The 18,359-nt window shown below is 64.7% G+C and carries 21 protein-coding genes; 14 read left to right on the top strand and 7 right to left on the bottom strand.

The window, feature by feature from the left end; genetic code table 11:
- Positions 1–30: 30 nt before the first annotated feature.
- The 11 genes from HD841_RS15570 to HD841_RS15520 all read left to right on the top strand — a co-directional run bounded on the left by HD841_RS15570 (position 31) and on the right by HD841_RS15520 (position 5,902).
- Positions 31–390, top strand: a complete 360-nt coding sequence (locus tag HD841_RS15570) for a hypothetical protein (protein WP_179509814.1) — start codon at positions 31–33, stop codon at positions 388–390.
- Between the two features lie 45 nt (positions 391–435).
- Positions 436–672 (top strand): hypothetical protein, encoded by a 237-nt coding sequence (locus HD841_RS15565; RefSeq protein WP_179509813.1) that lies wholly within the window; start codon positions 436–438, stop codon positions 670–672.
- Positions 665–1,225 (top strand): lysozyme, encoded by a 561-nt coding sequence (locus tag HD841_RS15560; RefSeq protein ID WP_179509812.1) that lies wholly within the window; start codon positions 665–667, stop codon positions 1,223–1,225. The genes HD841_RS15565 and HD841_RS15560 overlap by 8 nt, the downstream gene beginning before the upstream one ends.
- Positions 1,222–1,698 carry a hypothetical protein gene (locus HD841_RS15555; RefSeq protein WP_179509811.1) on the top strand — a complete coding sequence of 159 codons (477 nt, stop codon included), beginning with the start codon at positions 1,222–1,224 and terminating at the stop codon, positions 1,696–1,698. Before HD841_RS15560 ends, HD841_RS15555 begins: the two co-directional genes overlap by 4 nt.
- Positions 1,673–1,960 (top strand): hypothetical protein, encoded by a 288-nt coding sequence (locus HD841_RS15550; protein WP_179509810.1) that lies wholly within the window; start codon positions 1,673–1,675, stop codon positions 1,958–1,960. Before HD841_RS15555 ends, HD841_RS15550 begins: the two co-directional genes overlap by 26 nt.
- Before the next feature lie 24 nt (positions 1,961–1,984).
- Positions 1,985–2,398: a hypothetical protein gene (locus tag HD841_RS15545; RefSeq protein ID WP_179509809.1), complete on the top strand. Its 414-nt coding sequence runs from the start codon at positions 1,985–1,987 to the stop codon at positions 2,396–2,398.
- A gap of 14 nt (positions 2,399–2,412) precedes the next feature.
- On the top strand, positions 2,413–2,658 hold the full coding sequence (locus HD841_RS15540; RefSeq protein WP_179509808.1) for a hypothetical protein: 246 nt from the start codon (positions 2,413–2,415) through the stop codon (positions 2,656–2,658).
- Position 2,659: 1 nt separating this feature from the next.
- Positions 2,660–4,120, top strand: a complete 1,461-nt coding sequence (locus HD841_RS15535; RefSeq protein ID WP_179509807.1) for a hypothetical protein — start codon at positions 2,660–2,662, stop codon at positions 4,118–4,120.
- A gap of 20 nt (positions 4,121–4,140) precedes the next feature.
- Positions 4,141–4,512, top strand: coding sequence for a hypothetical protein (locus HD841_RS15530; RefSeq protein ID WP_179509806.1), 372 nt, complete (start codon positions 4,141–4,143; stop codon positions 4,510–4,512).
- Positions 4,509–4,763: a hypothetical protein gene (locus tag HD841_RS15525; protein WP_179509805.1), complete on the top strand. Its 255-nt coding sequence runs from the start codon at positions 4,509–4,511 to the stop codon at positions 4,761–4,763. Before HD841_RS15530 ends, HD841_RS15525 begins: the two co-directional genes overlap by 4 nt.
- 299 nt (positions 4,764–5,062) lie before the next feature.
- Entirely contained in the window at positions 5,063–5,902 is an 840-nt protein-coding gene (locus HD841_RS15520; protein WP_306455790.1) for a DNA adenine methylase, read from the top strand.
- Positions 5,903–6,042: 140 nt separating this feature from the next.
- On the opposite strand, the gene HD841_RS15515 is transcribed toward HD841_RS15520, so the two are convergent.
- Positions 6,043–6,270, bottom strand: a complete 228-nt coding sequence (locus HD841_RS15515) for a hypothetical protein (protein WP_179509804.1) — start codon at positions 6,268–6,270, stop codon at positions 6,043–6,045.
- Between the two features lie 278 nt (positions 6,271–6,548).
- Between HD841_RS15515 and HD841_RS15510 the strand changes: the two genes are divergently transcribed.
- Positions 6,549–7,199 carry a TrmH family RNA methyltransferase gene (locus tag HD841_RS15510; protein ID WP_373563046.1) on the top strand — a complete coding sequence of 217 codons (651 nt, stop codon included), beginning with the start codon at positions 6,549–6,551 and terminating at the stop codon, positions 7,197–7,199.
- A gap of 159 nt (positions 7,200–7,358) precedes the next feature.
- Here the strand turns inward: HD841_RS15510 and HD841_RS15505 are convergent, their stop codons facing one another.
- Together HD841_RS15505 and HD841_RS15500 are read right to left on the bottom strand one after the other, a co-directional pair.
- Entirely contained in the window at positions 7,359–8,690 is a 1,332-nt protein-coding gene (locus HD841_RS15505; RefSeq protein WP_179509803.1) for a Fic family protein, read from the bottom strand.
- Positions 8,691–8,892: 202 nt separating this feature from the next.
- Positions 8,893–9,282, bottom strand: coding sequence for a hypothetical protein (locus HD841_RS15500; protein ID WP_179509802.1), 390 nt, complete (start codon positions 9,280–9,282; stop codon positions 8,893–8,895).
- Between HD841_RS15500 and HD841_RS15495 the strand changes: the two genes are divergently transcribed.
- Positions 9,266–10,570 carry a tyrosine-type recombinase/integrase gene (locus HD841_RS15495; RefSeq protein ID WP_257015643.1) on the top strand — a complete coding sequence of 435 codons (1,305 nt, stop codon included), beginning with the start codon at positions 9,266–9,268 and terminating at the stop codon, positions 10,568–10,570. The two genes, HD841_RS15500 and HD841_RS15495, sit on opposite strands and share 17 nt — an antisense overlap.
- Positions 10,571–11,235: 665 nt before the next feature.
- Here HD841_RS15495 and HD841_RS15490 read toward each other — a convergent pair.
- A complete protein-coding gene (locus HD841_RS15490) occupies positions 11,236–11,952 on the bottom strand; it encodes a hypothetical protein (protein ID WP_179509801.1) in 717 nt (238 codons plus the stop codon).
- A 567-nt stretch (positions 11,953–12,519) separates the two neighbouring features.
- On the opposite strand from HD841_RS15490, the gene HD841_RS15485 reads away from it, so the two are divergent.
- The gene (locus HD841_RS15485; protein ID WP_179509800.1) at positions 12,520–12,954 is read left to right on the top strand and encodes a hypothetical protein; all 435 of its coding nucleotides are present in this window, start codon (positions 12,520–12,522) and stop codon (positions 12,952–12,954) included.
- A gap of 488 nt (positions 12,955–13,442) precedes the next feature.
- On the opposite strand, the gene rpoD is transcribed toward HD841_RS15485, so the two are convergent.
- The 3 genes from rpoD to HD841_RS15470 all read right to left on the bottom strand — a co-directional run bounded on the left by rpoD (position 13,443) and on the right by HD841_RS15470 (position 18,311).
- A complete protein-coding gene (rpoD, locus tag HD841_RS15480) occupies positions 13,443–15,479 on the bottom strand; it encodes an RNA polymerase sigma factor RpoD (protein WP_179509799.1) in 2,037 nt (678 codons plus the stop codon).
- Entirely contained in the window at positions 15,479–17,371 is a 1,893-nt protein-coding gene (gene dnaG / locus HD841_RS15475) for a DNA primase (RefSeq protein ID WP_179509798.1), read from the bottom strand. The genes rpoD and dnaG overlap by 1 nt, the downstream gene beginning before the upstream one ends.
- Positions 17,372–17,858: 487 nt before the next feature.
- Positions 17,859–18,311: a GatB/YqeY domain-containing protein gene (locus HD841_RS15470; RefSeq protein WP_179509797.1), complete on the bottom strand. Its 453-nt coding sequence runs from the start codon at positions 18,309–18,311 to the stop codon at positions 17,859–17,861.
- Positions 18,312–18,359: the final 48 nt, after the last annotated feature.

Below are 18,359 nucleotides of genomic sequence, written 5' to 3'. Positions count from 1 at the left end.
CAATCAAGCAAACCAAGAAGAGGCACCGAAATGAGCACGTTCACGGAAGACGATCAGAAGACGCTCGACGATCTAATTTATCGCAAGGCGATCGCCGATTGGTCGGCGCGAGAGGACGCGCGAAAGGCAAAGCTCGCCCTCGTCGGCAAGCTGGTCGACGCGTTCACGACCGCCAAGGTCGCGCCGATCGTCGACGCCGCAGCGTCCTGCCGCCAGCTCCTGGTGGCCAGCGACCCGACCGTCGCTGACATGCTGGGCAACATCGAAACCGTCATGGGCTTTAGCGGCGCCCAGGTCGCCGCGTTTGCCACCCACTTGGCGACCCCCGAGGCCGAACCAACCCGGGCGGACGCCGCACCGGCGCCGGCCGACACCAACACCCCGGCATAGCCGGACGGCGGCACGGCCGCCCCCTCATAACATTGGAGATACCCGATGACGCTGGACCATGTTCCCGGCGCCGTGAAGGCGTCGGCCGACGTCGTATCTGCCGGCATCGTCGTCGGCACGATCGCGCAGCTGCTGCCGCATATCGCGGCCATTCTGACCATCTTCTGGACGCTGATCCGGATCTACGAGACCGACACGGTGCAGAGCGTCATCCGCCGCGCGCCGCGCGCGATCGCGCCGGCGATCGAGATCCCGGTCGACCAGGAGAAGCATGATGGCTGACCTGGCCAAGCCGATCGCGAAGACGCTCGCCGCCGTCCTCGGCAGCGTCCTCGCTGCCACCACGCTGTTCACCACCATCCCCGCCGAGGAGAGCGGCCGCAAGGTCGCGGTGACGATCGCCCCGAGCGGCGAAGCGACAGTGCGCCATATCTCCGGGCCGCAGTACCTGCGCGCCTACCTCGATGCGGTGAACGTGCCGACGGCCTGCGACGGCATCACTCGCGGCGTCCGGATGGGGCAGACCTTCACCGAGGCGCAGTGCACCGCCAAGCTGCAGTTCGAGCTGGTCGATACCGCCAGCCACGTGATCGCCTGCGTGCCGGCGTTGTACGGCCGCGGCAACCAGGCGGCGGCCGCAGTGAGCCTCGCCTATAACATCGGCTGGCCGAGCTTCTGCCGCTCCACCGCGGCGCGGCGCTTCAACGCTGGTTCCTGGGTCGCTGGCTGCAACGCCTTCGCTATGTGGAACAAGGCGAAGGGCAGGGTGCTCGCCGGCCTGGTCGCGCGCCGCGAGCGCGAGCGTGCCCTTTGCCTGACCGGGCTCGCCGCATGACCCCGCTCGCCACCATCCGCCGCTACGCAGCGCTCGGCCTGGTCGCCGCCCTGCTGCTGGCGCTCGCCTGGGGCGCGCGGGTCGACCACCTCCGCGCCGGCTACAAGGCTGCCCTTGGCAAGATCCTGGTCTCGATCGACCTCACCACCGGCCGGAAGGTCGACGCCGCGGCCGCGCCGGTCACCATCGAGGCGATCGGCATCCTGCGCGATCGGTACCGCCAGGAGCGCAATGAGGCGCGAGCCGTCGTCGATCGCCAGTCGGCCTCGATCCGTGCGGCCGGCGCCGAGACCGCCCGCCTCGAGGCGGTGAGCCTTCGCAATCGCCAGCTCGCCGAGGCGACGGTTCGGGAGCGCGACGCGTGGATCGAGCGCGCCCAGGCAGCCGAGACCCGAACACAACGCCTCTCCGCCGAGGCCGAATTGGAGGAATGCAATGCGGTGCTCGATGCGCTCTATCGCGACGGTTTCTAGCCTGGTGCTGCTCGCCGCCTGCGCGCACGCGCCGGCGCCCGAGCCGATCGTCCAGTACCGCGACGCGGCGATCGCGGTTGCCGTCGGCTGCGTCGTTGATCGTCCACCTGCTCCCGCGCCCCTCGCCGCGCGCATCAGCCCCGCAGAATGGGCCGCGCGCGCACCTGGCGCGAAGGCCCAGGCGGTCCGCGCGCAAGCCGGCATCCGGCTCAACTTCGAGGATCGCCTCGCGGCTTCGACCTCCGGCTGCGGCGCCCGCTGATCCCAACCCCTTGAAAGGAAGCCCATGGCCACGTTCAACAAATTCCAGGCCTTCGTCGAGGCGCTGGCCGAGAAGCAGCACAACCTGCAGTCCGACACGCTGCGCGTCATGCTCAGCAACACGGCGCCGGCCGCCACCAACGCGGTGAAGGCGGACATCACCGAGATCGCGGCCGGCAACGGCTATGTCGCCGGCGGGCCGCAGGCGACGGTGAGTTCGTCGGCGCAGACCAGCGGCACCTATAAGCTGGTGCTCGCCGACACCGTCATCACCGCATCCGGCGGGTCGATCGGGCCTGTCCGGTACGCGGTGCTCTACAACGCCACCTCTGGCGGCCTGATCGGCTTCTGGGACTACGGCTCGGCCATCACGCTCAACACCGGCGAGACGCTCACCGTCGACTTCGACGATGCCGCCGGCGTCCTCACCCTCGCATAATCCGGAGACGATAGATGGACCTCAATCCTGAGAACCTGCGCACGCGTTTCGCCGAGCTCGGCGAGCAGCGCGACGCCATCCTCGCGTCGTCAGGCCCGGTCCGCGAGCAGCGTGACGCGATCGCGCACGATGCCCAGGAGAAGATGGCGGCGCTCGACGCGCGGATCCGCGCGGCCGAAGACGGCCTGTTCGACATCGACCAGGCGCGCGCGCTGATCTCGCGCGCGCTCGGCGGTAAGACGGGCGCGGCCGAGGCCTGATATGGCCCGCCCCTGGCTTCCGTCCGATGCGACGTCGGCGACCCTCGTCGGGTGGTTCGACGCGCAAGACGCCTCCACGCTGACCGTCGAAAGCGGCGGTGGCGTCAGCGCCTGGCGCAGCAAGGTCGGGGGCTGGGGCGTCACGCAGACCACCGCGGCAAACCAGCCGCCCTATTCAACCTACAACAATCTGCCCGCTGTTTTCCCGACGACTGACTCACAGTTCCTCAGCGGGGCGGCGCCGGCGTCACTGCCGATCGGCGGTGACGCTGGCTCGATGACCGGCGTCGGCACCGTAATCGCCTACCGCAACACCTACTCGACCATGTTCTACTACGGCTCGGCGAACCAGAATAAGGCGCGCTCGATCGCAGCCACCGGGAACGCGGTGTCGTCGGGCTATTACGGCAACGACGTCCAGGGCAACGTCACCTGGCCAGGGTACACGCGCCTCTTCATCTCCTCGATCTCAGCCACCGGATATGCCGAGCAGTGGATCGACGGCGGGACCGTCCAAGCCGCGCAGAAGAACGTCCTGTCGACCCCGACAGGATCGACGTTCTGGATCTGCCGCAGCATCAACGGCGATCCCTGGCGGAACCCGGTCCAGGAGATCTGTCTGTGGAAGGGGACGCTGTCGGCCGACGAGCGCGCGTTGCTCGAAGGCTACTATGCCTGGCGGTGGAACCTGGTCGCCCAGCTGCCCGCCGGGCACCGGTGGAAGAACGCGCAACCGACCGTATCCGGTGGCCCGACCTTCAGCGCAGGCGCCGGCGCGATCGTCATCACCGGCCAGATGGCGAACCTCCTGTTCGGTCATACGCTGCCGACGTCGGTGGGGATGGTGCTGCTCACCGGCCAAGCGGTGCGGCCGCTCGCCGGCCGCCGCCTGGCGGCCGGGCCAGGCAGCTTTGCTATCGCCAGCGCCGGCGCCAGCCTCACCAGAACGCGAGTCCTGTTGATGGGGGGAGCGTCGTTCACGGTGACCGGGCGTCCCGCCAATCTGCTCCACGGCTACACGCTGCCAGCAGCTGGCGGCTCGCTGAGCTGCACGGGCCAGCCGGCACGCCTGCGTACCGACCGCCGGCTGATCGCTGAGGCCACAACCTATGCCGTATCAGGTCGGGCGGCCGAACTCCGGCAGGTCGGGAAGCTGAGCATCGGCGCAGAGCGCGCGCAGTTCATCTTGACCGGTCAGGCGATGAGGCTGGCGGCCAGTCGCCGGCTGGTCGCACAACCCGCCGCGCTGCAGCTGCTCGGGCAGCTAGTCACGATCCGCCTCGCGCGCCGTCTCGCGGCTTCACCTGGCGTTTTCGCCGTGGCGCTGCAGCCGGCGATCATGATCCTCGGAACGGCGTCAGCGCCCATCGTCGTACCGACCGCCCGCCGGGCCAACCTAACCACCACCGGAAGCCGCCGCCTGACGCTGTCGAGCATCGGGACGCGCCGCCTCACGATCTGATCCCGACCCGGAGGAAACCTATGGCCCTACCGCCCACCGCTAAGGCGTTCACGCAGGTGATCGACCCTGCTGATATCGACGTCTTCGAAACCACGATCGGGCAGGGCGCAGACGATATGCTGATGCCTGGGGAAGGCGTCGCCGCTTTCACCTTTGCGGTGACGGCTGAAGGCGCCGCGGCCGGGCTGCGGATCATGACGGAAGATGGCCGAGCGCCAACACTTACCGGCTTGGTGCTGCGCTTCTGGCTCGCGGTCGATCCCGCGCTGTTGGGTGCCGCCGCATTCTCCGGCACCGGCATTGACCTCGGCCTCGAGCTGACGGTGAAGACGACCTCGACGCCGTATCGCACCAAGCAGAAAACCATCATCGTAAAGGTAGCGCAGCAATGACCGACCAGATCACCGGCGTCGTCGACAATGGCGGCCAGGCCGTGGCCGACTTCCCGTTCTACAAAGGGCCGGTCGGAATACGGACGCGCGCAGGATCTGATCTGATCGAGGTCGCCTACCGCGGCGACGTGCCGATCGCGCGGCTGCCGGCGTCCGGCCAGCTCAATGCGGACGCAGTCGAGATCCTGACGCTCGAGCGCAGCTCGACCGCCCGCAACATGATGATCGCCACCGTCCGCGCCGTCGCCTGACTCTTCCAGCGCGGCTGTCGCCGTGCCATAGGTGCGGCGCCCACCGAGCGTAGCCGCAAGGTCGGGCCCGCGCGCGCGGTTCGTCCTGGGTCTCCGGTTCGCCGGGTGGCCCGCTGAATAGAAGACCCTTCGGGGGAATACGCGGGGCGTAGATCCCAGGGCCTGCGCGGCTAACCACCCGGTCCGGCCGGACGGTTGGTCGCGCAGCGACCCTTCCAGCTTTCCGCGGCGATCGCCGCCACACCCATCCCGCGGCCGACCGGCCGGGGCTCCGCTGATCGCGTCGATCAGCGGCCAACATGACGTGCTTAGCCGAGCGTCCTCGTCATGAAGAACGAACCACCATGGATCCTGTTATCGTTGCCCGCCCGCCCGCGCCGTACATGGGCGGGAAGCGGAACCTAGCCGCACGTTTGTGCGCCCTGATCGATGAGACGCCCCACAAGGCTTATATCGAGCCTTTTGTCGGCATGGGCGGCGTCTTCCTGCGCCGATCGCGTCGGCCGTCCGTCGAGGTCATCAACGACCTGTCGGGCGACGTCGCCAACCTCTTCCGCGTCGTGCGCCGGCATTACGAGCCGTTCGTGGACGAGCTGCGCTGGCTTATCGCCAGCCGAGCGGAATTCGATCGGCAGAAGTCGATCGACCCGACCGCGCTCACCGATATCGAGCGCGCCGTCCGCTTCCTGTATCTGCAGCGCCTGGCGTTCGGCGGGAAGGTGATCGGTCGGCACTTCGGCGTCGACCGGGCTTCCCCGTCCCGCTTCAACCTCGCCAAGCTGCGCGGCGAGCTGAAGCTGCTCAGCCGCCGCCTCGAGCCGGTGATCGTTGAGCAGCTCGGATATGCCCAGGTCATCCGCCGGTACGATCGCGCCGGCGCTCTGTTCTATCTCGACCCGCCCTACGATGAGACGACCGGCTATGGCGTCGAGTTCTCCCGGGCTGACTATGTCGCCATGGCTGCGCAGCTGGCGACGATCGCCGGCGACTTCATCATCTCGATCAACGACACGCCGTTCATTCGGGAAGCGTTCGCGGCGTTCGAGATCCAGGAAGTCGATACGACCTGGACGATCGGCGCGAAGTCGGCCGGCGCCGGCGCCAAGGTGACCGAGCTGATCATCCGCAACCGCCGATAGGTTGCGGGTATTGACCGCCGTTCCTGCGGGTATCGAGCCTTCGGGAACGGCAGAAAAGCGTGGCTGCGGCGGAGGGTGCCTCCGCCCTGAACATCAGCTTGTGAGCGAAGCCGAAAGATCGGCTTCACATCACAACCGCCTTAACGTCGGGTCGGGAGAAGCTTTGCGGAAACGCGCCGATGATCGGACAAAGCCAGCAGAGTCACGCCCACGGCATACGCTGCCACAATCACCATGCTGACCAAAAGCGCAATGTTCAGCGTTGCTGATGACTTCAGAGCGTTAGGAAACGCTATGCTGAGAACCGGCAGGAGCACTGCAATCAGCGCAGGGATGATGATCAAATAGGTCATACGTGCAGCAGACATTTCGCTATCTCCCATATTCGATTCGTCATGTGTACGCGCAGCCGGGCTTAGCTGCTAGTGGCAGATCACGTAGCGGGTATTGGCGCCACCGCGGCCGGGTATCACATCAGCAAATAGGGAGGTGGCACGTAGCCGCGGGCGGAGGGTGTCTCCGCCGCTTCACGGCCGCACCTGGGCGTTGGTGGAATGTCCGCTTATGGGAGCTCAGCGGACACACAGCGGCGCGTGGCCCCCGCCTCAGCCTTCCGCTATGGCAGTAGGCTCAGCGGAGGATCGAAGTGGCATCAGAAGAAACGGTGAAGCCTAAGCGGCCGGTGCGAGTGCGAGCTGATGCGATCAAGGCATTTCGCTGCAAAAACTTGATCGTCGTAATCGAGGAGCCAGAAAATCCCCGGAATATCGGCACCGTTATTCGCAATGTGGACGCCTTGGGCGCGGAGAAGGTCTACGTTGTAGACCCTCGCCGAGTCCTATCTGATGACTGGCAGGACCTGCGCGGGGAGCCAAAGCTATCCAAGCTATCGGTGTCTGCCGTAAAATGGACTTTTGTGAAGAGATTTGACAGCACGGGAGAGTGCCTCGCACATCTCGCGAAAAGCAAATTTGTTTCGGTCGCTACTTCTCCTCATGTGAAGGGCAAGACAAATCGCTATCTTCACGAAGCAGATTTTGCCGAGCACGCAAAGCTGGCAGTCTGGTTTGGAAATGAGGCGAGAGGATTGAGTGACTTAGCCGTTGAGCAATGCGAGATGTGCATCAGCATCCCCATGTTCGGCATGGTTGAGAGCCTCAATCTCGCAACGAGTTCTGGTATCGTCCTATATGAAGTTACTAAACAGCGGCGCGAATACGCGAGCAGGTATCGATTGCGGGATCATCGGGGCGAACGCTCCACGCCTTCGCCAACGGTGATAGCGCCTGATCATTAGGCTCCTGCGATGTCCGCCAATGAGCGATAGCGGACGCGGGTACCGTCACCACCGCAGCCGGGTATTGTCGACCGCGGACGGGGCGGATTAGCTCGGCCGCGGCGGAGGGTCTCTCCGCCGCAAGGCGGTGGGTTCCTCCGCCGTGCTAATCAGCAGCTCTCAGACCTGAGCGATCAACGCATCAGCAAATCGGGTAGCTAGTTCGGTCGTATTGCACTCTACTATGGTTCCGTTCGCTAACAGAGCTATCCACTCATCGCCGCTGCCTTGGCGAGTCGTAACCTCGATCGCATACGGCGAATTTTCAAGGTCTCGCGCCCATTTTGGATAGCCGTTCGGATTAACATGCGACCAAAACAAGGACGGCCCGCCTTGTTGCCCAAGATGCTGGTAAAGTCTTGAGCTTCGATGCTGAACGTAGGCAAGCTTCTCTAGGCGTCCTATCCCCGGAACCTCAATGTTAACTATAAATGACCACCCCCCGGAGATGCTATCTCCTGCGCAGAGGCTCACATAATCATCGGTGTCTAGATAATTTTCAAATATCCTGCATAATACCCGACCCCGCATTGGCTCCAAATGCCGGGTCAAGTTGTGTTCGATTATCGTGCCAAGTAGCTTGACTCCTGTCGACCAAATGGCAAGTTGCTGCTCTTGTTGCTTCCGTAAGCGTTCTACGGCCGGATTGTACCCTTCAAGCTTCTTCGCGGCAGTCTCTAGCCCAGTTATAGCTGCCGTGGTGCGGCCAAATATTAGGTTCAGGAATGATCGTAGATCGCCGCCTGCGTCTGACTCCGCCAACGCCTCGATGTATTGATCGCGTTCCTTCTTCTTTATGATGATTGGTGGATAGCCGGCTCTTATTAGTTCTAAGTTACCGATTGCCCGCGCCACTCTTCCATTGCCATCGATAAATGGATGAACATGCGTGAGCCATGCGTGAAGGACAGCGGCCCGGAATGGTGCTGGAGCAGAAGCGTTTGCTTGAGACCACCGCTCCCAAACCTCCATGCCGGTCATTATCTCGGACCAGCCGCGAGGAGGAGTATGCGCCGCTCCCTTGATGCGCACGGGTTCTTTGCGGAACACCCCGGCGCCGGGACGGTCGCCAAGCAGTAACTGATGAATCTCAAGTAGCTGCTCGATATCTGTGGGGCGGTTCGGAATGCGAGAAATTTCAACCACTCTGCTGAGCGCTCGGTCTAAAGCGATGGCATCACGGACGTATGCCGGGTCGTGCCCAGTGATGGTTATACCTTTCATCACAGCAAGTTCGGTTTCACCCACAGATAGGGTGCTTCCCTCAAGAGCATTAGACTCAGCGACTTGCTCGAATCTTTTCTGTCCGTAATAGTCCAGTACCGTCTGGTTGCTCAGCGTTCCAATCCGTCTTAGAAGCGCTACCCGCTCTTCAATTTGCCCTAACTCCTCAGCAATCTCCGTTTCGGTCTCGGTGCTCAGCGAATACGGGCTAGTGATAAGCTGAAACATCTAAGGTCCTTCGATAGAACGCGCACCGCTAGAGCGGCGCAAATCAGTGGCTCGCTATGTCTCACAGAATGGTGGCGGTCAGGCAACTCGTTCGTGACTATGGGCGCAGGCCGCGGGTGGGAGGAAGAAAGGCGGGAACGAGGCGTGGATCGGCATGCGACGCCTGAGGAAGTCGGAGGGTCTCTCCGCCGCTACGGATAGATCACGCTGCCGATTGCGAGGTCCGGTGGATTGCCAGCCAGTCGTCGATGTTCTCGTAGCCGTCACCTCGGCTCGTCTCGACGCGGCCATCGGGATGTAAGACCGTCCAGCTGTTATTATCGTCGTGCGGATCGGTGGTAATCGGCCGAAGCACGCCGTCGGCGCAAATCCCCCAAGCCAGGATATTTGTTCGCCAATAAAGCGGTCCGTCATCATCCTCACGGGGGGTGACAAGGTAAGTGCTCGGCTGAGCCGGCCACACCGATACCGGTGTCTCGATCGCAATATTCCAATCAGCGTCTGAAAAGCTGAACCGTTCGCCGGTGGACGAGGTGATTTCCCAATCGCCAGACTGAAACTGCTGCGCATACGCCATGTTCGTCAGCGGCACTGCCCGACCCATGCCGCCAGTGTTGTTCCGAATAATCATTTCCGGCTCTCCCAAGATAGCGAGACACCCTATGCTTACGAACGCTGCGGTGAAAGCCGCACGGCCACGCGCGGCCGCCTACAAGCTCACCGACCAGGGCGGCCTGCACCTTTATGTCGCGCCGACGGGTCTCCGCTCCTGGCGGTGGCGTTTCCGGCTGGCCGGCAGGGAGCAGGTCCTGACGATCGGCGCCTTTCCCGACGTGTCGCTCGAGCAGGCGCGGGAGCAGCAGAACGCGGCGCGCGCGCAGCTCGCCCGCGGCGATGATCCGCGCGAGGCGCGCGTCGGCGCCGATTCCGAAGTTCGTGCTTTCGAGTATATTGCCCGGCGCTGGCACGGTCATATGCTGGCGCGCTGGACGGCGGTTCATGCCGGCGACGTGCTCGCCAGCCTCGAGCGCGACGTCTTCCCCGCGATCGGCGAGATGCCGATCAGCGCGGTCACCGTCCCGGTGCTGCTCAACGCGCTACGCTTGATCGAGAAGCGCGGCAGCCTAGAGACCGCGCGCCGCGTTCGCCAGCGGATCTCGGCGGTGTTCGCCTATGCGATGGCCGAGGACCTGGTCGACGGCAATCCGGCCGCGATCGTCGCGCGCGCGCTTACCCCCCCGGCGCCGGCGAGGAATCACGCCGCGCTGCTCGAGATCGAGAAGGCGCGCGAGCTGCTCGCCTCGGCCGAGCTGGTCGACGTGTCGCCGGTTGTGAAGCACGCGTCGCGGTTTCTGGCGCTGACCGCGGTTCGCCTCGCCGCGGTGCGCGGCGCGCGGTGGTCGGAAATCGAGGACCTCGACGGCGAGGCGCCACTCTGGCGCGTGCCGGCCGCGCGGATGAAGCTCCGCGCCGTGAAGAAGCTCGACGCGAAGAACGACCACCTGGTCCCGCTATCCCGGCAGGCGGCCGAGCTGCTCCGATCGCGGCGCGCTATGCATCGATCGGACGCGAATATGCATCAGGAGGATGCGTATATGCGCCAGCTGATCTTTCCCGGCCGCGCCGGCCAGCCGATCGGAGAGGCGGCGATCCGCGCGCTCTACGTGCGCGCGGGGTTCGGCGGTCGCCACGTCCCGCACGGCTGGCGCGCGACGTTCGCCACCATCCTCAACGAGCAATTGCCAACCGAGCACGCCGCGATCGATCGCGCCTTGGCACATTCCCCGACAGATAAGGTCGCGGCCGCTTACGATCGGAGCACGCAGCTCGGCCGCCGGCGGGATTTGTTCCAGGCGTGGGGTGATGCCCTGGACGCCTAAGCAACCGAATGCCAGCCGCGGTGCTTCTATTCTACGTCGCGATTGTCGCGATGGTGGGGAACATTCGCAAGAGCCCAATCGGCAGCTTCGAAAATTCGCACCTGACCGGCCCTGATATCCGCATGGGTTATGACGAGGGGGATCCAGTACATCCAGTCCGGTATTTCCTCACCGCCTGCGAGGAACTTCCGTTGCCGGGCTTCGGTTGGTCTCCGGAATAAGTCGCCCCCGCCGGGGCCAACATAGAGGTCGCTTAGGTACGCAGTAGCCGCAAATGCCTTTTCGACATCGCGGGTGCTCCACTGCAAACGTTCGCATTCGCTGCGGAACCACCTCCTTGCGGCTCGGGCATCCTCCCATTCCCCGCCCGGGAGCATAGACCACTTCGATTTACTCATTGTCAGCGCGACCTTTCGCCAAGGTAGCCGAGGAGGTCAATCGGCACGGTTCGTGCTCCTCCCCCTCCGGCAGCCCGGGGCGGCGCAAGCCGCCACGCACCGACAGTCGCATCTACGCGAGCGGGTTCGTGGGCCGAGCGGTTTCGGCATGGGGGAGCAACGGGATTGCATGGATCTGCCGGCGCAGATCCATTCTTACAGCGTATGGACCCGCCTAAGCGGGTTCATTCCTCATCTCTTCAACCCTTAAGAGGGATACGGACAGCTTCATGAACTCGCGCTCTCGATACGTGCGCCGAGGCTGGCCAAGGCAGCCCCCAGAGGACTGCTAGAGAACGCCGGTGCCGGGGGAGGGCTATCGGGTGGTCGGCCGCTCCTCGCGGTCGCGTTGGCCAGTTTACGGGCGAGCAGCTGGCGGAAGCGCTGCCAGACTCCTTTGTGGCGATCGCGCATGCGGCCGAGGCTGAAGAAATATGCATTCGACGTCTGCTTGCGTTGCGGACCCGGCTGCCCCTTTTCGCCAACGCGGATGCTGCGGCGTATCCAGTCGAGGAACCCATGATCGCGCAGGCGCGCGAGCGCTGCTACGACGGCCGGCTTAGATAGGCCGGTCCATTTGACGATCGTCAGCAGCTCCGGCTCCGATCGTCCGGTGGCAAAATCGAGCGCGCGACGAAGGATCGCCTTCAGGACGCGGATGCCATTCGCTTGCAGCGGCCCACGGGATCCATGCTTCTTATGAACGACGTCGAATTCCTCGGCTGTCTGCAACAGCGCGTCGGCCCAGGCCAACCCGCTCCCCTTCGAGCCGTCCTCGATCTTGCGCCAAACCTGAGCGTCCGGGTGATCGACGTCGACGCTGTCGCGCCGGACATGCGGGTCCGGCCCACGCCGCTTGCCCGTCAGGCTGGCCGTTGCGGATTTTAGGGTCTGACGTGTCTGGCGGGCGATTTGGGCGGCGTCGGACGAAAAGGTAAGCGACATCGTGTCGGCTCCCGAGCGGGAAGTCGATGGGCGCACGAAAGCGCCGGCTGAATCGGGGTTCAGCCGCGCGCTTGCATGGAGCGATGCACCCCGGTCAGGGGCGCTGATGTCGATGGAGGCCGGTTAGCGGCTCCGGTGCGGCTCCGGTGTGAGCCGAAAATCGCGACGGAAATCTGCCGTTTTCTGCCCGCGCCTAGATGGCTAGAACGACCCGCAAACCGCAGAAAAGCGGAGGAGGCATTTCGTTCGTAATGCGGGGGTCACAGGTTCGAGTCCTGTAAGCGGCACCACTCTGACATACTGACTTTGCAAGTTTTCGGGCGCACCGCCTGAGAGCTGTATTGCCGTGCTTGACGGCGCGGAGGCAAAACGGGAGCATGGACAGCACGGCCTTCTAGCAAGAGGCGCTTTGACGGGGGGTATATGGGGTGGGCTCGCGACCTAACGGCGCACGAGCATGAGCTTTGCGGGGCCTTGGGTGAGGTGGTCATATTCTGGAACCACGTCGAGCAAGCCTTCCGGTTGCTACTACAGCGAGCGACCCATCTAGGAGCTTCGGAAGGGAGGTTGTGGAGCCTCATCGCCCACCTCACCCCAGTTCAACTCAAGGACGCTATGATTGCAGTATCGGCAGATCATGCTCCCGCGCGGGAAGCCCATCTGAAGCATTGCGGTATGCTCTTCGACCGGGAACGTGAGTATCGCAATCATTACGTGCACGGCCCGCTGACGTTTCGCACGACCGATGAAGCTAGCGAGGCTTTAGTTGCGGGGGTGGTGGCGCGGGGCGGTGCGCTGCGTGTACTCGGTGCGACGATCAGCGTCACTGAATTGGTGGCTTACAGGGACCGCCTTGGCGCTCTGCAAAGCTACATAGGCGAGTTGCTGGAAGATTCCCGAACTTTGCGCAACGGTGTCCCGCTAAACGATCTTACGATGCCGCCTCTTGCTCCCCGCCCCATTGTTACCAAGCAGAGTTGGTGGGAGGTTTATAGACATTAAACAGCAGCAGGAGAGCGGCATCAGGCTTAGCAGTCGGTGTTAGGCTTGCCGCCCCCAGTGTTGATACGGGCACCGTCCTCTACGAACCGCTCCAGATCGTCCGCATGGTAGCGCACCAACCTACGGCCGACCAGTCGGTAATCAGGGCCACGACCACGCAGTCACCAGTCCTCGAAGGTGCGCCAGGTACGTGGCCGCTTGGCCGGTGGTGAGAAGGGGCTGGGTCATTGCCGCTTCCCCGCCCTCGTATCGCTTATAATCTGGGGTGCCGCCCTAGCGGCCGGGGGCACGGGGGAAGCGTCCTCGTCCTCCACGCTCTTTCGCGCGGGTTGAGGTGTCTCTATGCTGCGACAAACGGAACGCAACTGGCACGACCGCTGCCGTGCGATGAGCGGTGCAGAACGTCGCCGACGCAGCCTGCCGCAGGCACGACAAGGGCCGCCGGATCGTCTCCGGCGGCCCTGTCGTGCATGCGAATGTCGGCGGCGTTACTGGTCGAGGAACGAGCGCATCTTGCGGCTGCGGCTCGGATGCTTGAGCTTGCGCAGCGCCTTCGCCTCGATCTGGCGGATGCGTTCGCGGGTCACGCTGAACTGCTGGCCGACCTCTTCGAGCGTATGGTCGGTGTTCATGCCGATGCCGAAGCGCATGCGCAGCACGCGCTCCTCGCGCGGGGTGAGCGAGGCGAGGACGCGGGTGACCGTTTCCTTGAGGTTCGCCTGGATCGCCGCATCGACCGGGATCACCGCATTCTTGTCCTCGATGAAGTCGCCGAGGTGCGAATCCTCCTCGTCGCCGATCGGCGTTTCGAGGCTGATCGGCTCCTTGGCGATCTTCATCACCTTGCGCACCTTCTCGAGCGGCATCGACAGGCGCTCGGCCATTTCCTCCGGAGTCGGTTCGCGGCCCTGCTCGTGGAGGAACTGACGGCTGGTGCGGACCAGCTTGTTGATCGTCTCGATCATATGCACCGGGATGCGGATCGTCCGCGCCTGATCGGCGATCGAGCGGGTGATCGCCTGGCGAATCCACCAGGTTGCATAGGTGCTGAACTTGTAGCCGCGGCGATATTCGAATTTATCGACCGCCTTCATCAGGCCGATATTGCCCTCCTGGATGAGATCCAGGAACTGCAGCCCGCGATTGGTGTATTTCTTGGCGATGGAGATCACGAGGCGCAGGTTCGCCTCGACCATCTCCTTCTTGGCGATGCGCGCCTCGCGCTCCGCCTTCTGCACCATGTTGACGATGCGGCGGAACTCGGTGAGCGCCATGCCGGTCTGCTGCGAGATCTCGCTGATCTCGCCGCGGATACGGTCGACCGCGTCGGCCTCGTTGGTGGCGAAGGCGGTCCACTTCTTGTCGAGCTTGCCGACCGACTGCAGCCACGTGTCGTCCATCTCGTGGCCGACATAGCGGTCGAGGAAGTCCTTGCGGCTGACCTTGTGGCGCTCGGCGAGGCGCAGCATCTGGCCGCCCAGCGCGGTCAGGCGCCGGTTGAAGGCATAGAGCTGATCGACGAGATATTCGATCTTGGCGTTGTGGAACTGGACGCTCTCGACCTCGGCGGTGAGGTCCTCGCGCAGCTTCTGGTATTTGCGCTCATCCGCCGCGGACAGCTCGCCACCCGCCTGCATCGCGTCGAGGCGCGCCTGCTGGATCTTGCTGAACTTCTTGTAGAGCGCGGTGATGTTGGCGAACCGCTCGAGCGCCTGCGGCTTGAGCGTCTCCTCCATCTGCGCGAGGCTGAGCGTATTGTCCTCGTCCTCGTCGTCGGACGGGCGCGGCACGCGGCCCTCGCCGGACTCGTCGTCGTCGTCCGCCGACGGCTCCTCGGGCTCTTCCTCTTCCTTGAAGCTGGCGCCCGCGGTCTTCTCGCTGATCTCGCCCGATTCGTCGTCCTCGGCGCCCTCGACCTGCTCGGCCGACGGACCCTTGGACAGCATCGCGTCGAGATCGAGGATCTCGCGCAGCTGCATCGTGCCTTCGTTGAGCTGGGTCGACCAGTCGATGATCGCGTTGAACGTGATCGGCGATTCGCACAGGCCGAGGATCATCGTGTCGCGACCCGCCTCGATCCGCTTGGCGATGGCGATCTCGCCCTCGCGGCTGAGCAGCTCGACCGCGCCCATCTCGCGCAGATACATGCGGACCGGATCGTCGGTACGATCGACGGTCTCTTTCTTCTTGGTCTCGAGCGCGGGCGCGGCGGAGCCGTCGCCGTCGGCCTCGACGGGCTCGGCCTCGTCGTCCTCGGCCTGCTCCTTCTCGTCGCCGTCCTCGCCGGCTTCCTCGTTCTCGACGATGTTGACGCCCATCTCGTTCAGCGCGGACATGATGTCCTCGAGCTGGTCGGACGACATCTGATCCTGGGGCAGCGCCTCGTTGAGCTGGTCGTAGGTGATGTATCCGCGCTTCTTGGCGCGGGCGACCAGCTTCTTGATATCGGCGTCATTGAGGTCGATCAGCGGCGCGTCGGTCACGTCCGCACCCTCATCGCCACCGTTACCGTTAACCTTCGCCATCAATTACCCTCGGATCCAAACGATCGGGCGTCTTCGTTCGACTGCACCAGATTTGCAAGTCGAAGCTCCAAGCCCTGTTTCTCTTTCACCAATGCCACTTGCCGTTCGAACGCCTCGGCGGTGAAGTTCGCCTGCATCGCGGCAGTCGCTTCGCCGAGCGCCATGTCCACTTCGGGGCGGGCCACCATGATGGCGATCGCTTCGTCGAGGTCGGCACGGGCGCGGGCGGGGTCGCCGCCGCTTTGCGTGAACGAATAGGGCATCGTATCGGCTCTCAACAGATCGCTCGCGATCGCATCAAAACCGGATTTCGCCAATATGGTGCGCAGACGCGCGCTATCAAGCGCCTGGTCTTCGAGCGCGACGTCGACGACGGCCTCGAACAACCGCCCGAGCGCGCCGTCGATCAGCTTGAGGCTGCCGAGCACCTCCATGTGCCGCGCGATCTCGACCGGGTGGCGGATCAGCCCGGCGAGGATCGCCTTGGCGAGCACGCGATCGATGCCGGCGGCGTGGAACGCCTTCACGTCCTCGGTCGGCGGCGCGCTCGGTTGCTTCCACTGGCCGTCGGCGCCGCGCTTGCCCTGCGCGCGCGGCGCCGAAGGGGTGAAGGCGCGGCGCTTGGGCGCGAAATGCTCGTAGAAGCGGTTCTTGAACTCGTTCTCATATTCCTTGCGGACCGCCGGGTCGGCGATCGTCGCGGCGAGTTCGTGCAGCCGCTGCTTGAGCCCGGCGCGCTGTTCGGGGGTGTCGAGCGGGCCGGCGGCGACCTCGCTGTGCCACAGGCGGTCGACCAGCGGCTGCGGCTGCTGGAGCAGCGTCTCCATCGCCTGGCGTCCGCCGGCGCGGACGAGGTCATCGGGGTCCTGGCCCTCGGGCAAGGTGACGAAGGCGAGGCTGCGGCCGTTGCCGAGCATCGGCATTGCGCGGTGCGCGGCGCGCAACGCCGCCTTCTGCCCGGCGCTGTCGCCGTCGAGACAGAGGATCGGCACGTCGCTGATCCGCCACAGCCGTTCGAGCTGCGCCTCGGTCAGCGCGGTGCCGAGCGGGGCGACGGCGTCGTTGATCCCCGCCTGCGCCAATGCGATCACGTCCATATAGCCCTCGACGACGAGGATGCGCGCCGACTTGCGCGCGGCGGGGGCGGCGCGGTCGAGATTGTAGAGCGTGCGACCCTTGTCGAAGAGCGGCGTGTCGGGGGAGTTGAGGTACTTGGGCTCGCCCTCGCCGATGACGCGGCCGCCGAAGGCGATCGTCCGCCCGCGCGCATCGCGGATCGGGATCATCAGCCGCCCGCGGAACCGGTCGTAGGGCTCCTTAGGTCCATTCGGGCCGTCAACCTGGATCAGCAGGCCGCATTCGACCAGCATCGGGTCGCCATAGTCCTTGAGCGCGGTCCTCAGCTTGCCGCGGCTGTCGGGGGAGAAGCCCATGCCGAAGGCGCGCGCCGTCTCCGGCGTGATGCCGCGCTTGGCGAGCACGGCGCGCGCCTCGGCGCCGCCGATGCCGTTGAGTTGCTCGGTGAACCACGTCGCGGCGTCGGTCATCGCCTCGTGCAGGCCCTTGGCGCGTTCGGCCTTGGCGGCGGAGGCGCGGTCCTGCGCGGGCATCTCCATGCCGGCGGCCTGCGCGAGCTCCTTGACCGCGTCGATGAAGGGCAGGCCGCGCTGGTCGGTCATCCACTTGATCGCGTCGCCATGCGCCGAGCAGCCGAAGCAGTGATAGAAGCCCTTGTCGTCGTTGACGTAGAACGACGGGGTCTTCTCGTTATGGAACGGGCAGCAGCCGCGCATCTCGCGGCCGGCCTTCTGCAATTTGGTCGTCTTGCCGATCAGCGCGGACAACGACGTGCGGGCACGCAGTTCGTCCAGAAAGGCAGGGGAGAGACTCATGCCGTGATTTTACCATGCGCCTCGCGCGGCGTTTCGGCAAGGCGGTTTGGGGGTGTTTCGCGGGAAGACGCGACGGGGTGACGAGGTAGGGTTCGCGCGAAGGCGCGAAGGCGCGAAGAGAAGAAGAAGGTTGGTTCGCGCGGAGGCGCGGAGGCGCAGAGGGGGTGCGTATGGGGAGGGCGCGCGATCCCTTTACGATGAAGAGAGCTGCGCTTCCCCGATAGGACGGGGTGCGCGCGATCCACTTGCGATAGGAAGAGCTGCCGCTGCCCTATTCGTCATCCCGACGAACGTCGGGACCCATGGACGCGCCGGTGGAGCGGTGGCGCGGCACCTCGGATCTCACCGCACCCATGGGCCCCGGCGTTCGCCGGGGTGACGAATGAAGGGAAGGGGGCGTGGCTCACGGACGCCACCCCTCTGCGCTCTCTGCGCCTCTGCGCGCCAAAACCTTCTTCGCGCCTTCGCGCCTCCGCGTGCAAATCCCTTAGGACAGCGCCGCCTTCACCAGCCCGCTCGCCTTGCTCATGTCGAGGCTCGCCGCATGGCGCGCCTTCAGTTCGGCCATCACCCGACCCATGTCCTTCATGCCCGTCGCGCCGAGTTCGTCCTTGATCGCAAGGATCGCCGTGGTCGTGTCCGCTTCGCTCATCTGCGCAGGCAGGAAGCGTTCGATCACCGCGACCTCGGTCTTCTCCGCATCGGCGAGCTCCTGACGGCCGCCGCTTTCGTACATCGCGATCGATTCGCGGCGCTGCTTGACCATCTTCTGCAGCACCTCGACCACCACCGCATCGTCGTCCGGCGTGCTGCCGCTGGTCCGCAGCTCGATGTCACGGTTCTTGATGGCGGCCTGTATCAGGCTGATCGCATTGCGCGATTCCTTGTCGCCGGCCTTCATGGCGGTGACCTGGGCGGCCTTGATGTCGTCGCGAATCATGGGGAAGCTCTCGAAGAAACACTGGAAGCGGTCGAGCCTAGCGGAGGA

Source organism: Sphingomonas melonis (assembly GCF_013409985.1).
GTDB lineage: Bacteria > Pseudomonadota > Alphaproteobacteria > Sphingomonadales > Sphingomonadaceae > Sphingomonas > Sphingomonas melonis_A.
Note: the sequence above shows the minus strand (reverse complement) of the source record. Positions and strands in the feature narration are given on the sequence as shown.

Bases quoted from the DNA above. Each gene is read 5' to 3' on its own strand.
- HD841_RS15520 (WP_306455790.1), top strand. From the start codon at position 5,063: ATGACGTGCTTAGCCGAGCGTCCTCGTCATGAAGAACGAACCACCATG.
- HD841_RS15565 (WP_179509813.1), top strand. From the start codon at position 436: ATGACGCTGGACCATGTTCCCGGCGCCGTGAAGGCGTCGGCCGACGTC.
- HD841_RS15570 (WP_179509814.1), top strand. From the start codon at position 31: ATGAGCACGTTCACGGAAGACGATCAGAAGACGCTCGACGATCTAATT.
- HD841_RS15525 (WP_179509805.1), top strand. From the start codon at position 4,509: ATGACCGACCAGATCACCGGCGTCGTCGACAATGGCGGCCAGGCCGTG.
- HD841_RS15495 (WP_257015643.1), top strand. From the start codon at position 9,266: ATGTTCGTCAGCGGCACTGCCCGACCCATGCCGCCAGTGTTGTTCCGA.
- HD841_RS15505 (WP_179509803.1), bottom strand. From the start codon at position 8,690: ATGTTTCAGCTTATCACTAGCCCGTATTCGCTGAGCACCGAGACCGAA.
- HD841_RS15515 (WP_179509804.1), bottom strand. From the start codon at position 6,270: ATGTCTGCTGCACGTATGACCTATTTGATCATCATCCCTGCGCTGATT.
- HD841_RS15530 (WP_179509806.1), top strand. From the start codon at position 4,141: ATGGCCCTACCGCCCACCGCTAAGGCGTTCACGCAGGTGATCGACCCT.
- HD841_RS15560 (WP_179509812.1), top strand. From the start codon at position 665: ATGGCTGACCTGGCCAAGCCGATCGCGAAGACGCTCGCCGCCGTCCTC.
- HD841_RS15545 (WP_179509809.1), top strand. From the start codon at position 1,985: ATGGCCACGTTCAACAAATTCCAGGCCTTCGTCGAGGCGCTGGCCGAG.
- rpoD (WP_179509799.1), bottom strand. From the start codon at position 15,479: ATGGCGAAGGTTAACGGTAACGGTGGCGATGAGGGTGCGGACGTGACC.
- HD841_RS15490 (WP_179509801.1), bottom strand. From the start codon at position 11,952: ATGTCGCTTACCTTTTCGTCCGACGCCGCCCAAATCGCCCGCCAGACA.
- HD841_RS15550 (WP_179509810.1), top strand. From the start codon at position 1,673: ATGCGCTCTATCGCGACGGTTTCTAGCCTGGTGCTGCTCGCCGCCTGC.
- HD841_RS15540 (WP_179509808.1), top strand. From the start codon at position 2,413: ATGGACCTCAATCCTGAGAACCTGCGCACGCGTTTCGCCGAGCTCGGC.
- HD841_RS15535 (WP_179509807.1), top strand. From the start codon at position 2,660: ATGGCCCGCCCCTGGCTTCCGTCCGATGCGACGTCGGCGACCCTCGTC.
- dnaG (WP_179509798.1), bottom strand. From the start codon at position 17,371: ATGAGTCTCTCCCCTGCCTTTCTGGACGAACTGCGTGCCCGCACGTCG.
- HD841_RS15555 (WP_179509811.1), top strand. From the start codon at position 1,222: ATGACCCCGCTCGCCACCATCCGCCGCTACGCAGCGCTCGGCCTGGTC.
- HD841_RS15470 (WP_179509797.1), bottom strand. From the start codon at position 18,311: ATGATTCGCGACGACATCAAGGCCGCCCAGGTCACCGCCATGAAGGCC.